Origin of the sequence: Mesorhizobium sp. M5C.F.Ca.ET.164.01.1.1 (assembly GCF_004792125.1) — a bacterium.
In the GTDB taxonomy this organism is placed as follows: Bacteria; Pseudomonadota; Alphaproteobacteria; order Rhizobiales; family Rhizobiaceae; genus Mesorhizobium; species Mesorhizobium wenxiniae.
Genome location: NZ_SRTG01000009.1, coordinates 33881 through 47118, shown reverse-complemented (window position 1 = coordinate 47118; position 13238 = coordinate 33881). Strand labels below are relative to the sequence as shown.

The following is a 13238-nucleotide window of genomic DNA, read 5'->3' as shown; positions in this document are numbered from 1 at the left end:
GCGGCTCCGCAGGCGGGCCAATAAGCTTGAGCGCTGGGAACTCGCCCTATCAAAACCGAAAGCGCCGAGAGCAGATGCCATCAGGCGGGAACAAGGGGGACTTGAACCACGTTCTGCTGGTCGTCTCTGCGCCGGAGACCGCGAAGCGTGAAGCTTTCTCGCACAACGTCGCCGTTTCGTATCACCCGCTTCACGGAGGTTACGGCTTCAGCATCAACTCCGACCCATTGTTTGTTGAGATCAGGCAATTGCTCTGTTGGCCAAGATGGATCGACTTTACCTCTGATCGCTGTTCGACAATCTGCAGGGACAAATTCAAATTGGTGGGCATCAGGCAGCACACCCGACAATCTCCCAAGGATCAAGTCCTCCCCCTCATCCACGCTCGTGACCCGAGCCCTCTCGGCTGCCCGCGCAATAGCTTCGGCACCAAAACTGAACTCATGCCCGCCGCTTACCACCTTGATGGTTGCCCCATTGGCGTTCATGTGCTCGAAAAATGCTCCAGCCGTCGCCAGGATTCGATCATCAATCCTCTCTATCGCTGCTTGAAACCCTTCCTCATCGGGCTCACCAAATGCATCAAGCAATCCAGTCGCCTGATCAACCGCAAGCTTCAACGCGCTCTCTAGTATCGGTTGTTGCGGGTGCATTTCCTCGAGCAAGAAACCGAAGGATCCTCGTACGATATTGGTAATATGGAGCGCAGCTGCTGGCTTATTCGGGACAGGCCCTTTCTGGCCGAGCCCCGTTGTCTGATGAGCCATAACCTTCGCTACAAGGTCTTGAAAGGTCGCGATAGCGCTCGTGCCGAACTCACTTTCTATGCCGCGGGAGCCGATCACTGGGCGGCACATGGGAATTCTCGGCGCGGTTGTTCAATCCTTTGTGTGACCGGTGCTCGACGTCCGGCATCACCTGACGCTTGGCCGCTCCATACGAGCGCAGCTTGTCAGTGATCATGCGCTTCGGTGCGACGCCCTGTTTCTTCAACAGGCGCGTCAGCAATCGCTTGGCCGCCTTGGTGTTGCGGCGGTTCTGGACGATCTCGTCGAGGACATAGCCGTCCTGATCGACGGCGCGGCATAGCCAGTGTTTTCGGCCAGCAATAGTGATGACGACTTCGTCCAGGTGCCAGATGTCATCGCGGCTCGGCTGCTTGCGGCGCAAGCGGCGAGCATAATCGGGCCCGAACTTCTTGCCCCAGCGGCGGATCGTTTCGTAGGAGACCACGATGGCGCGCTCCAGCAGCATTCCGCGACCAGACGCAGGCTCAAGGGGAACCGGCAGTAGAGCCAGACCGCATGGGCGATGATCTGCGGCGGGAAACGATGGCGCTTGTAGCTGATGGCAGGCATTATCATGCTATCATGCCGCCGTCCCTATGCCGCAAATGCTGACGCACGGTTTACGTGACAACACCCACCGAGACGCTCGAGTCGCTGCTCGATCAGGATCGTGCACTTGGCGAAGAGGCCCAGTTCGCGGCCGGCCAGGCCATCCTAAACAAGTCTATGCTTCTAAAGCGCACTGGGGAAATGCCGAGAAGGTCGTGATGAAAACCCTCGCCGAACATGGTTTTCTGTCACTGGCGGAAACCGAGAAGCTGGACGCGTCTCTGATGTTCGAGGATCCGCATAAAAACAAGCTGAAGCGCAACACCAGCTTGGTGCGGCCGTGGCTGCATAAACTCGACACCCGGCGTCAGGAGAGGCTATCAGGTTACCATCCCGCGGTCATCGAGGACCTGAATTCGCAGGGAAATCGAAGACATGAAAAACCTGCCCATCGCTCACTTCAAATTGAATGACAAAGGCAACGGATTCGAGGATTGCTCAGGCCTCGGTGACTCGTTCATGCGCCAACGCCGTCGCCTGCATCAACCATGCGCGCTTAATGAGCGGACAGCAATGTCTCTCAAAGGAAGAGGTCATTGTCATTATAGCGTGCCTCAACGCAGTCTACGACGACACGAGCTCGATCCGGCATACGCTCCATGAGATAGCGCGTGGAAAGTCCTCTAGCGGATCGGCGCAGGCGTAGCCGGTCTAGCACAAGACGATCCGCGTAATCCGGCACCAACCTGAGAACGCATGGAAGTACTGCTGCAAGCCAGGCCAGAAAAGTGGCAAGATCGTGTAATCTGACCAAATGGTCAGCCGATTTTCTGGGACACTCCCTTCAGGGCGTCGTAAAGCAATTTGATAATTCCGGATTCCAAATTCAGGCTCAGGCTCCATTGCTGAGCGAGGGATTGAATTCTAATAAGATCGGTCGGTTTGTCCGGTTCCATGGATGCCATGAAGCTGTTAAGATTTCTTTCTGCTTCAACAGTGGCATTGCCGAGGCTGCTACTGATACTGCTGACGGTAAGGTTGTCGCCAGAAATAGGTGACATAGTCATCTCCAAGGTTGCGGTATTTCTTTATCACGATAAGCCATCGATATTGTATTGATCACCTCTGTCGCAGCGCGTATCGCGTCCGCTATGGCCGCCAAAACTTCGAATTCCTGCCTCGAAACGCCAGCATCCATTTCACGTTTCAATGATTGCCGGCAGGTATCGAATTCCCTCTCTAGGGCGGATCTCTTTGCACCGTCGAAATCCCCTAGCAGCTGTCTCTGCAACTCAAACATGACTATGACTTCGCTCACCCTTTTTCCTCCTCCACCATCCATTTCGGCTTGCTCGGATAAGGAAGATGCATCGCATCCGCGCCGATGCGCACAGAAATTCCGCTTCGGTCTATGTCAACGATCTGGCCCAAGCTCTCGAGACTGTCGCCGATCTTCAGGCGCGTTCCATTCTCAACAACGATGAACGGCGTTTGGCCAAGGTGTACACCTCTGGGCACCGGCAATATGACCGGCGTGAACTGCGTCTCAAGCCGGATGTAGGGTGCGAACTTCTCCCGAAAGCGAGCAGCGACCTTCTGCCACGCTTCAAAAGCAATCGGAGCCAGGGCTCCCGAAACGAGCACGCCATCTGCCTTCTTCAAGATGTGAATGGAGCGCCGCAGTTGGGCCGTCATCGCGCTCTCTAGAAAAACGCGAGCGCCGTCGGGTGTCACGATCGCGTTTTCAACTTCGGTTAGCCCCGGAATGTCCTGCCGCAGGTGATGAAGCGCTGCTTCGACCTCCGCATCGCTTGGCCCATATCCTGTTATCGCGATCTCCCCGGCGCCGATCACGCGGACGCTGCCCTCGATTCCGAAGCCGCTTATGACCGTCGTCACGAGATCGATGAGCTGCGAATCCGATAGAGTGGTCGGTGGTTTGGATATCACTTCCACCTCAAGGCCGGCGTTGTTCAAGGCGACTTGTAGTTCAGCATCGTCTCCAGGTCGGAAGTCTCCTTCGATGACCAGCTTGTCATCGACCCGGGCAATCTCGACGTTTCGAGCGACATTTAATTCGCGAATGATTTGTCGCACGATCCTCATCGGGTCAGTGGCCGGAGACACTTCTGAGGCGGAGGGGGGAACTCGCCCTATGGCGGCCCAAAACACGACGACGGGCATAATCAGGAGAGTGCAAGCTACCGCCCCGAGCCGCAATCGCCGCGGTATCGAACCTGCCATGAGATGTATCCGTCGGCCGACGAAGGTCGACGCCAGTTCGGGAGGGGCGAGCGGCGCGGAAGTGTCCGGCTCCCCGTTTCCCATGGAGGCCGCCTCGGGAAAGCTGCTCCCGGCCGGCCCGATCACAAAAATCGTCCGCCCGACCTGTACCGGTGTTGGCGGATCGAGCACCGTCAAGTTACCTACCGGGAGGTCTTTGGTCCCGATGCGCACCCCCGGTGCGAAGGCAATAATATGGATGCGTCCCGCCTCGACTTTAATGCGAAGATGTGTGGCAGCCAGTTCCGGATCAGCGAAGGTGAGGTCATCGGTATCACTGGCACCGATCAGCCAGACTCCTTCCTCAAGCGGGGTCTCTGCACCCCGGTTGGGACCGGACAGCACGCGTAGGCTCAGCTTGGCGTCATCTCTAGCGAGACTAACGTGTTCCATGTTCGTACCAGTCACGACAGCGATATCCTTGCCAGCGGCAGTACGGAGATATCGGGGGCAAGTTCCTGATAGGATAGCACGGGTAGCCCGTAGAGATCGACTTCGATGATCTTGCGCAAGTATCGGCGGATGTCGATAGAGGTCAGTAGCACAGGCTTGTGCGGTTGCTGGCCGACATCACCTATCGCATCCCTCACCTTATCAATGATTTGCCGCGTGGTGCCAGGGTCGAGGGCGAGATAACTGCCCACGGAAGTCTGCCGAATGGCATTACGCACCGTGTCTTCCACTTCCGGCGTAAGAATGTAGGCTGGCAATAGGGTCCTGCCGACAGTATGCTGGAAACAGATTTGTCTTTTCAATGCACAGCGCACATGCTCAGTAAGCAGAACTGTGTCTTTTTCCTTCGGTCCCCATTCGACCAGCGCGGTGAGGATAGCGCGCATGTTGCGCAGCGAGATCTCCTCGGAAACCAGTCGCTTCAAGATCTCAGAAATCGTCTGCAGAGGAACGGTCCGCAGCACCTCTTTTACCAGTTCCGGGAAAGATCCTTCCACTTGATTCAGTAGAATTTTTGTTTCCTGGATTCCGATAAATTCACCTGCTTGCCGACGCAGGACATGACCAATGTGGTAGCTGAGGATCTGAACCGGTTCAAAAAATGGGATACTGGCGGCTTGCAACGACTCGCGATGTGTGATGTCCACCCACGTGGTCTCGATCTGAGGCAGGAATGGCTTATCGAGAACATACGGAATGCCCACGAGGTCGAGGTTCTCGGGGATATCACGAGCCAGAAGGTGCTGCGCCCGTAACGATCCTTCACCACATGGAATTTCATTTACATTGATCGTGTACGCGCCATCCTTGTTGCTGTCGCTGACACGCAGATTAACGCCTGGAAAGGGAACGCCGAGATCGAGAAGCAGCGCCTGCCGCACAGCAGCCAACTCCTTGTTCAGCCGGTCTGGCCGAACGATGCTCTGAACGTCTCGACCAATGTCGAGCATCAGAGGAACCGTGAGCGTGATGGTGATGGCATCGCAGCCTTCGCCGCTCCGTTCAGCCGGCCCGTCCGACGCCGTCACGGGCGCCCTGACGCCGGCGACCGAGTAGGAACTCGAAGGCGCTGAAAGCGGCCGCCTGCGCTGCAACAACCAGCCACCGCCTCCAGCCAATACTGCCAATATCACGAAAATTGCCGTAGGAAAGCCAGGTACCAAAGAGAACAGAATTAGGATGAAGGATCCTGCGATCAGGGCACGTGGTTGGGCTTTGACTTCGTCTCCAATCTCACTGCCGAGATCTGAGCCCTTATCCCTGTCGCTTATCCTCGTGACGATGAAGCCTGCCGTGATTGAGGTGAAGAGAGCCGGGATCTGACCGACGAGCCCGTCGCCGATCGTCAGGATGGTGTAAATCTCGAGCGCTTCGTTCAAGCTCATGCTCTTTTGCAGGGCACCAATCGCAATGCCGCCTATGATGTTCACGAAGATGCTGATTAAGCCTGCGATTGCGTCACCTTTGATGAACTTCATCGCACCGTCCATCGCGGCGTATAATTGGCTCTCGCGCTCGATGGCGATGCGGCGCCGACGGGCTTCTTGAATATCGATGCCGCCGGCACGCAGGTCGCCGTCGATGCTCATTTGCTTGCCCGGCATCGCATCCAGCGAGAAGCGTGCGGCGACTTCAGCCACGCGCTCGGATCCCTTGGTGATGACCACGAACTGCACGATGGTGATGATCAAGAAAGTAACCCCGCCCACAATGAGATTCCCAGCTACCACGAAATCGCCGAAAGTCTTGATGATCTGGCCGGCGTCTGAGTGCAGTAAGATCATGCGTGTCGCAGCGATACCGAGGGACAACCGAAACAGCGTCGTCAGCAAAAGCACCGCCGGGAAGGTGACGAAAGCGAGGGGTGACTTAATATAGACTGCCACCATCAGCAGGAGCGCGGAAATCCCAAGATTGATAGCTTGCAGCACATCCATCAGGACGGGCGGCAGCGGAATGATCATCACAAAGACGATGGCAACCAATAGCCCCGCCAGAATAATGTCGTTCCGGCCAGTCGCAACTGCCAGGACCTTGTTGGGAAAATTCACGCTGTCCGTCCCCGCGACGCACCCGGCACGGCCGTCTGTGTCAGCAGTATTGTGGCCATTCGCTGAGAGGCTCTCGCCTCGGATCTGAGACCCAGTTTCGAATAAGCCTTGACCCGCACCTGCAATATCCGGAATCGCTCCTCATCGCTCAGCGCGTGCAAAAGAAGCCGACTCGCCTCGGCAGCGGCCCCCTCGCAGTCTCCCGCTCGAAGCAATACCAGACAGCGTGCATGCCGTGCCCAACCCCATGCGGAGTCGAGATGCTCGAGGGCGAGCAGAAGCTTGGTTGCATCGTGAAGAAGGCCAAATTTAATGTAGAGATACGCTAGCACCGATAGCGCATCGCGCTTGTCGGGACTGATAAACGGTTCCGTCATCAGATCTATCCTCGCATCAAAGCACGGCAGGCGTTTTCAAAAAAAAACGGTCGCATTGCGCCCGATCGAGTACCGAGAGCGCGTCGCACAGCACGGCACGATCTGGGTCTCCCGTTTGCGCAGCCAGATCGGCCAGCGATGTGTGTGCGGCCTTGAGCGTGGCGGCGAATGTCGGAGACTCGAGGATTGCGGGATTCGCGATCGGAGGCGCGAAGGCGGCCATCATCAGGTCATCGACGGTGGGGGCGTCGTATAGCAGATCGAATTGCAAAGCCGACCGAGCATCGGCAACGAGGCCTGTTCGCCGCAGTTCCGTCGATCCGGAGATCGTTGGAGCAGAATGATTCAAGCTGCCGGAATTGATGCGAATCATAGGTCACCGCGCTGCGGCATCAATTTCGTCGACGAGCCGTACGAGAACCTGCGCCGCGGTTTCTAGCGTTGGAAGATCAACGCTGTTCTCAGCTATGCTGATGAGCAGGACCAGCAGCGCCTCGCCATAAAAGGCGACGTTCACCATGTGCGGCACCGTACGATCCGGGTGTACCGCTGAGAGAGCTGCCGCGGCGACCCCCTTGCGGTGAAGCGGCATGGCGCGCGTTAAGTACATTGCGACAAAGCCATCGCGACACTCCATGTGGAGATCACCCGATCGTTCAAAACGCAGCGTCAATGGGGGCGCCTGCGGTGGAAGTCCCATCGCCGAGCAAAAAGCCCGAATAGAAGCATGGGCGCTCATGCACTCTCTTCCTGTTCAATGCGGATGTCCATCGCTTCCTCTATCGCCCGCAACGTCGATTCTCTTGCGTCCAAGTCGCGGTAGACTCCGACCGGAATCATCGCGAGAAGATCTCGAGAGTCACGCAGTACGGCAATCTGCATATCAAGGTGAACGAGAGGGATTCCTAGCCGTTCGGGAATGGGAATGATCTTCGACGGACCGGGAACGGTATCCTCCAACAGCGGCAATAATTGCCACATCACGCCAGTAGCGGTGATGTCGATGATATTTCGCCGCCGTATCCGTTCGACCATTTTTTGGCAGCACTCGTGCACGGTATCCAGCACTCGCAGCGCCGATAATCCGCTGAGGATCTCCCATAGCCGAGCCGGCTCGACCGACGGGCCAGCCGAGGCGATGTCCTCGCCGAGCGCACGCGTAAGAAAGGCGACATGCCGAGCAAAGCCCTCGACTCCAAACTTACTGAGAATGTCCCTATAAAGCCGGAGCGGTCCTGGATCGCTAGAGACTGTGGCCCGATAGAAATCACGCAGCTCTGCAGCGAGCCTCTGATCACCCGCCGCTACTTCAGTCGCTACCACTGAAATATTGAGGCCAGCACGAACAGCCACCCCCTGCTTAGCCATGAGTTGGGCCTTGGCACCATCCGTCCGTATGGCAAGCTGGTCGAGGCCCTCGCGTCGCAACTCTCGCGCCGCCAGATCGAGTGCCGCATAGGCATAAGAGGGGTCAGCGAACCGCCGACGAACCTTTCGGAGTATGTCCTGCAAGGCAGAATCGTCTCTGCGGATATCGCGCAACAGCCCCGGCAACTCGGTACGGTCGAAATAAGGGAGACGTTCGAAATAGGCATCAATCTCATGGACCGCGCTGAGCGACGGCGCTAAGCGCTCCTCCGAGATTTTGCGCTCAGCTAGCGCCCTTGACTCGATCGCCTCGGAAAAACCAAAGGTGCGCTCTTCCCTTGCCTGTTCCAAGAGGGTCGCGTGTGTAGGCCCCGCCAGGCGAACAGCTTCACCGCGCCATGAGCCCACCTGCACCGGGACCGGCTCGATCGCCATCCGATCAGAGCAAAGGCGCGAAGGGGTCGTTTCGAATACTGTCCCATCAGACATTACTTCGGCTCCGTGCGATCTTACGGCGGATCGCCTGGGGCGTCCCGTCAACGTCCATGGGCAGTGCACTGCAGATTGCCGGCGCACGGGCTTCCTCGCGGGCCGACTTGCCGTTCCGCGGCTTGGTGGATCCGCATGTGTCCCACCATTTAAGGCTTCGTGCTCGCTCATGTCCAAGCAACTTCTGGGCAGCACCCATGGAGGCAAACTGTGTCAGTGGGCTACGCCCTTTCGGGTACCAAAGGGATATCGGTCCATATCTATTATAACGTCGCGACATGCATAAGAAATATCAAACCGATATGAGTACATACAAAATGCATATAGGACTCAGCAAACAAATCAGTCCGCAAGAAATCTTGTGCCGGAGGCCAGCTGACACAGTGAATGGCACGACCGATCGCCGGGCCGGGTCTCCAGCTTACCGGGAAGCCGAAGAATTTTGGCGAGAGGTTCGAGTAGATACGACTGCATATATTCGTCTACTGGACTCGTCCTTCAGCAGCGCGTGCGCAGCGGATTGTTTCGCCTCACTGGCATAGTGGTAGCCAACATCATCGATCATATGCTGCGCCAGATCGATACCGATGGTACTGATCACGGGGAAGGCCGTACGCTTCCGATCGTAATAAATCGCCACGCAACATACATCGTTGGTGATCACGACGGTCCCCTGCGCGACCGGTTGGTCATGCCTTTGGCGAACAACTCCATATGGAGTTGTTTGCGTTTTGCCCTGACTAGGGGGTTACCGTTGCTTTCCTTGTATTCTCGCTTCGCCTCATCCTTCGACATCATGTTTTTCTTCGTGAATTGCCGACGCTGGAACGCAAAGTCCGTAATTGCCACCGTGAGAAAACCCAAACCAGCATAAAGGGCGATGCCGAGCAGCAGGTTACCTGTCACCGCCCTTAGGCATGATATCCCGCAACTCGGCGTCCAGACGAGCGCATGCATCCCTTCGCGCAGCACGAGCAGCAGAACCGAGGCGAGTATCAAAATCTTCCCGATCGATTTGCCCAATTCAATGAAATTCCTCAGCGAGACGATCCTCTTGACGTTCTCACTGGGACTGAGCTTCTTCAGCGCTGGCGAGACCGTCTCGGGCGTGAACATCGGGCCATTTTGTAAGATGTTGCCGCCCACGCCGATTACCAGAACGATGCCGATGAAGGGCGCGAGCATGCGTTGTAGTTCGGCAACATAGGACTGCAGGAGCTTTTCAGTGACGCTCAGGAGATCACCTTGGAGAAGCGGTACAGGTAGCAGGATCATCGCCTCGATCCGGTCTATCATGCCGGATAAGGAGGCGTAGAACAGAGAAAAGAATGCGATGGTCAGTGCCGCGGAAACGACTTCACTGCTGTGCGCCACCTGCCCCTTCCTGCGCAGGTCGCGCAGCCTTTTGGGTGTAGGCTTCTCGGTCTTTTCGGCGCTCATGACAACCACGTGGCGATGAGGTTGAATATCGCGACCGGGGATGGCACGCGTTTATCGGCCTCAGCCAGAATGATCGTGAGCGAGAGGACTAAAACCAGGAGAGCCACCGCACTCTTGACAGACATGGCGATAAAAAAGACCTGCAGTTGCGGTGCAATGCGGCCGATCAGCGCCAGACCCATTTCGCTAAGGAACATAACAACAATAGCTGGACCGGCGAGGAGTAAAGTCAGTAGCATGATGACGTCTGCGAGATGCAGAACTCCCGTGACGAATGCCGGACCGAATGCAGGATGCAAGCTCCACAAAGGCCAGACCTCATGGGAGCGATAGAGCGCTTCGATCAATGCGGAAAAGCCGCCGGTGGCAAATAGCCATGTGACGAAGAGCTGGGCGAACAGCGTTCCAAGCGGCGAGACATGATTGCCGCTCGCCGGATTCAAGAGGCTCACCATCGCGGCACCCCTCTGGTTGTCAATGAAGGTGCCCGCCGCCTCAACACCCCAGATGGTCGCGGCAATAGGCATGCCGAGTACGAGGCCGAGCAAGAGTTCCTTCAGCCCCAGGCCCAGGATCAGCTCCAGATCCCAGCTATCGAGGTTCACAGGCCTAGTTGCCCAAGCATGCGCCATTACCGGGAGACTCAATGCCGTGATCGCGCCGTTCCGCGCCAGTCCGGTCACAATGCCGCGCCCCAGAATGGGTATAATCAGCATCATGCCCGTCGTACGCGTCGTCGCGAGGGCAAAGACGATAAGGGCAGTATGCAAGAGAGACGGATCAAGTAGCGACACGAGACGGACCTTACATCGCTCCGAAATTGTTGAAGACGTTTAGCGTATACTGGTACAGCTCCCGACCGATCCAGTTCCCAGTTGTCATCAAAACCAGGCTCACGCATATCAGTTTCACCGCGAACGGAAGTGTCTGCTCTTGAACTTGGGTCAGGGCCTGCACCAAGCTGACGACCAGCCCGACCCCCGTCGCGACGAGGATCGTGGGCATCGACAGAACCAGAGTCAGTTTCAGGGCTTCGACGGCGATGTTGGCCAGAGTGGCGGTACTCATTATGATGGTCCCGCATAGGACAAGACCAGACCGTGGATCAGGCGCTGCCATCCGTTCACAGCGACGAACAAGAACAGCTTGAAGGGCAGGGAGATCGTCATCGGCGAAACCATCATCATACCCATCGCCAGCAGGATATTCGAAATGACGAGGTCGATGACGATGAAGGGCAGGAACAGCAGAAAACCTATCTTGAACGCGTCCGCCAACTCGGATGTCATGAATGCCGGGATCAAAATCATGACATCGCCATCGGTTACCGCATCGGCGTCCCGTTCGTTCCATAATTCACGGGTCGCATTGGCGAAGAATTGTCGTTCCTGTTGCGACGTGTTCTTTAGGAGAAAATCGCGAAAGGGCTCTATAGCTAGCGGTATCGTTTCGACGAGCCCACGGAGATCTTCAAACGCGATCTCCTTGTGGCGCACTGCTTCAAATGCCTTGTTGGCCGCGGGCTGCATGATATATACGGAGAGCAGGATGGCGACCGCATTCATTGCCATGTTCGGCGGAATGTTCTGAACGCCGAGGGCATTTCGGATCAGCCCGAACACGACAACGAGCTTGACGTACGACGTGACGGTGATCGCAAGGAAGGGGATGACCGCTATCGCGCCGATCAAGGCGATCATCGCAGCGGGATCGGGCAACCCGGTGTTCATGACGAGGCGCGTGGTAGGCGCATGTCTAGGACACGCACACCTGTCCGATCGGCGATGCGCACCAACTCGCCCGCAGCGACCACCCGGCCATTAACTCGCAAACTGACATTGGTCGTAGCGTCGAAACCAAGATCTAGTACCTGGCCCACCGCGAGTTCACGAAGCTGCTTGAGCGACATGGTCAAGTGTCCGACATCCACATCGACCGGGAGGTCAATGCTGTCGAAGGTTTCGGGAGGGAGAGAGTCAGGATTGTCCATCATGTGGTCCACTGCTGAAAGGACTGAAAGGCGGCCATCCATGATCGAGGCGCGAAATCGCGAATTGCCAAAGAGGCACAGTAGAACGGTCATCGCTCCGTCACGAGCGACCGGTGAGGCGTCGAGCAAAATGACGTCGCCCGGCGCGATTGACTGTAGTTCCGCCAAAGTAAGGTTCAAACGAGCGACTCTTAGATCGAGAGAGAGGGCCAGATCGTCGAGGATTGCGGACACGACCGGCAGCGCATCGCAGCAGCAGCAGGTGATCCATTCGAGTCCGCCGGCATCGAATTCTACTAGGCCGAGGAATTTTTCTGGACCGTCCAAGCGAACAAGCCCAATGGCGTAGGGCAGCACTTCGGTGATCTCGGAAGAAGACCAGATGGGCCGCTGACCGCACCATCGTTCCACCTGAATCGCCACATTGCGTAGGACGATGTCGAACAGAATTTCCCGCAAGCCGTGGTCCAATGGCAGGGCCGTGATGTCTGGCCAGTGTGTCACCGCCATGGACGGAAGGAGAATCGGGTCGATCGCGATGCGGAGATCGTGGCCGTGTAGGCGTACCATCACGCGGCGGCAATCCGCCGGAACACGCGGTGGTGTCGAATCGGGAATGACGGCTGCCACGTTGATGCTAGCGAGGCTGAAAGCGGCCGGCAAGCGGGCTGCAAGACGCGAAATGGTGGCGGCCTCTCGTGAACTATAGCAAGGCAGATCGATCACGTGCCCCTCCATGGTGAAGAGTTCGCTCGAGCCCGCGAGACGGTCGGTTGTGCCGCCCAGGAAATGGAGCTTTGTTGACGGGTCGGGCGCCTGGCTGCTGCGTTTGTGCGACTCAAGCTCGTTACTGCCGAGACCCTTGCGGGGTGCGTCGTCGAGTGACTCACACTCTTTGAAATTCCGCTCGTTGAACGTTTGCGAGAACCGCTCATCGTCCCCAAGGTGAGGGCCCGCGGCGAGGTAGCCCGCCCCGCAGGTGGGGTGGAACAGACACTGTTTGTGACGGCCGCCAACGCAGCATCCCTACTAGCGAGTACCCGCGCATCGGATCGGCGACCAACGATGCGGACGACAGTCGTAATGGAACAGCTCAGCCCAAAACACATGCGTCGAAGATCTCTGAAATAGACAAGCTGCCTAGTGACTCGATCTTTTCGGACAAGCTGTTGATGCAAGCCGTTCGGGTTCCCCATGAAATCGCTCCAGTCATGGCGACGGATATCCCGAGATCACTCCACTCGCCGGGGAAGGGGCATCCGCTCAATGGTCGAGCTGTCGTTTACATCCAATCTACTCAACGTGGGCCAGAAGCAAATATCTTGTCGATATTGGATCATCTCCAATTCTTATGATGAGATCTGACATACATCCACCCTGAGTGGCCTTGATAGGCAGTAGCGCCCCAAAAATCGTGCCGAAGTGTTCAAAGCGACGGCAGAAGCGTTGG

At 57.0% G+C, this 13238-nt stretch carries 14 protein-coding genes and 1 pseudogene; 1 reads left to right on the top strand and 14 read right to left on the bottom strand.

From position 1 onward, the window contains the following. Positions 1–80: 80 nt before the first annotated feature. Both EN807_RS29540 and EN807_RS29535 read right to left on the bottom strand, forming a co-directional pair. Positions 81–845 carry a hypothetical protein gene (locus EN807_RS29540; protein WP_128177324.1) on the bottom strand — a complete coding sequence of 255 codons (765 nt, stop codon included), beginning with the start codon at positions 843–845 and terminating at the stop codon, positions 81–83. Between the two features lie 4 nt (positions 846–849). After that, a pseudogene (locus EN807_RS29535) lies at positions 850–1364 on the bottom strand (IS6 family transposase); the annotation flags it as partial. Positions 1365–1555: 191 nt separating this feature from the next. Here EN807_RS29535 and EN807_RS35780 point away from each other — a divergent pair. Further along, positions 1556–1810, top strand: a complete 255-nt coding sequence (locus EN807_RS35780) for a hypothetical protein (protein ID WP_189522613.1) — start codon at positions 1556–1558, stop codon at positions 1808–1810. A 345-nt stretch (positions 1811–2155) separates the two neighbouring features. Here EN807_RS35780 and EN807_RS29525 read toward each other — a convergent pair whose 3' ends face one another. The 12 genes from EN807_RS29525 to sctQ all read right to left on the bottom strand — a co-directional run bounded on the left by EN807_RS29525 (position 2156) and on the right by sctQ (position 12514). Next, entirely contained in the window at positions 2156–2398 is a 243-nt protein-coding gene (locus EN807_RS29525; protein ID WP_127208134.1) for an EscF/YscF/HrpA family type III secretion system needle major subunit, read from the bottom strand. 2 nt (positions 2399–2400) lie between these two features. Beyond that, on the bottom strand, positions 2401–2655 hold the full coding sequence (locus tag EN807_RS29520) for an EscE/YscE/SsaE family type III secretion system needle protein co-chaperone (protein ID WP_164759444.1): 255 nt from the start codon (positions 2653–2655) through the stop codon (positions 2401–2403). Continuing rightward, on the bottom strand, positions 2652–4028 hold the full coding sequence (gene sctD, locus EN807_RS29515; RefSeq protein WP_135937734.1) for a type III secretion system inner membrane ring subunit SctD: 1377 nt from the start codon (positions 4026–4028) through the stop codon (positions 2652–2654). The genes EN807_RS29520 and sctD overlap by 4 nt, the downstream gene beginning before the upstream one ends. Then, entirely contained in the window at positions 4025–6124 is a 2100-nt protein-coding gene (sctV, locus tag EN807_RS29510) for a type III secretion system export apparatus subunit SctV (protein ID WP_127208137.1), read from the bottom strand. Before sctV ends, sctD begins: the two co-directional genes overlap by 4 nt. Positions 6125–6517: 393 nt before the next feature. Then, positions 6518–6874 (bottom strand): hypothetical protein, encoded by a 357-nt coding sequence (locus EN807_RS29505; protein WP_135937733.1) that lies wholly within the window; start codon positions 6872–6874, stop codon positions 6518–6520. A gap of 3 nt (positions 6875–6877) precedes the next feature. After that, positions 6878–7240 (bottom strand): hypothetical protein, encoded by a 363-nt coding sequence (locus EN807_RS29500; RefSeq protein WP_127208139.1) that lies wholly within the window; start codon positions 7238–7240, stop codon positions 6878–6880. Further along, positions 7237–8220 carry a type III secretion system gatekeeper subunit SctW gene (sctW, locus tag EN807_RS29495; protein WP_164759445.1) on the bottom strand — a complete coding sequence of 328 codons (984 nt, stop codon included), beginning with the start codon at positions 8218–8220 and terminating at the stop codon, positions 7237–7239. Before sctW ends, EN807_RS29500 begins: the two co-directional genes overlap by 4 nt. 798 nt (positions 8221–9018) lie before the next feature. After that, complete coding sequence (locus tag EN807_RS29485) at positions 9019–9798, bottom strand: EscU/YscU/HrcU family type III secretion system export apparatus switch protein (RefSeq protein ID WP_127208142.1); 780 nt, start codon at positions 9796–9798, stop codon at positions 9019–9021. Then, positions 9795–10568, bottom strand: a complete 774-nt coding sequence (gene sctT, locus EN807_RS29480; protein ID WP_189522612.1) for a type III secretion system export apparatus subunit SctT — start codon at positions 10566–10568, stop codon at positions 9795–9797. The genes EN807_RS29485 and sctT overlap by 4 nt, the downstream gene beginning before the upstream one ends. 34 nt (positions 10569–10602) lie before the next feature. Then, a complete protein-coding gene (sctS, locus tag EN807_RS29475) occupies positions 10603–10866 on the bottom strand; it encodes a type III secretion system export apparatus subunit SctS (protein ID WP_127208144.1) in 264 nt (87 codons plus the stop codon). Continuing rightward, positions 10866–11528: a type III secretion system export apparatus subunit SctR gene (sctR, locus tag EN807_RS29470; RefSeq protein WP_127208145.1), complete on the bottom strand. Its 663-nt coding sequence runs from the start codon at positions 11526–11528 to the stop codon at positions 10866–10868. Before sctR ends, sctS begins: the two co-directional genes overlap by 1 nt. Beyond that, complete coding sequence (sctQ, locus tag EN807_RS29465) at positions 11525–12514, bottom strand: type III secretion system cytoplasmic ring protein SctQ (protein ID WP_164759446.1); 990 nt, start codon at positions 12512–12514, stop codon at positions 11525–11527. Before sctQ ends, sctR begins: the two co-directional genes overlap by 4 nt. Between the last annotated feature and the right edge of the window lie 724 nt (positions 12515–13238).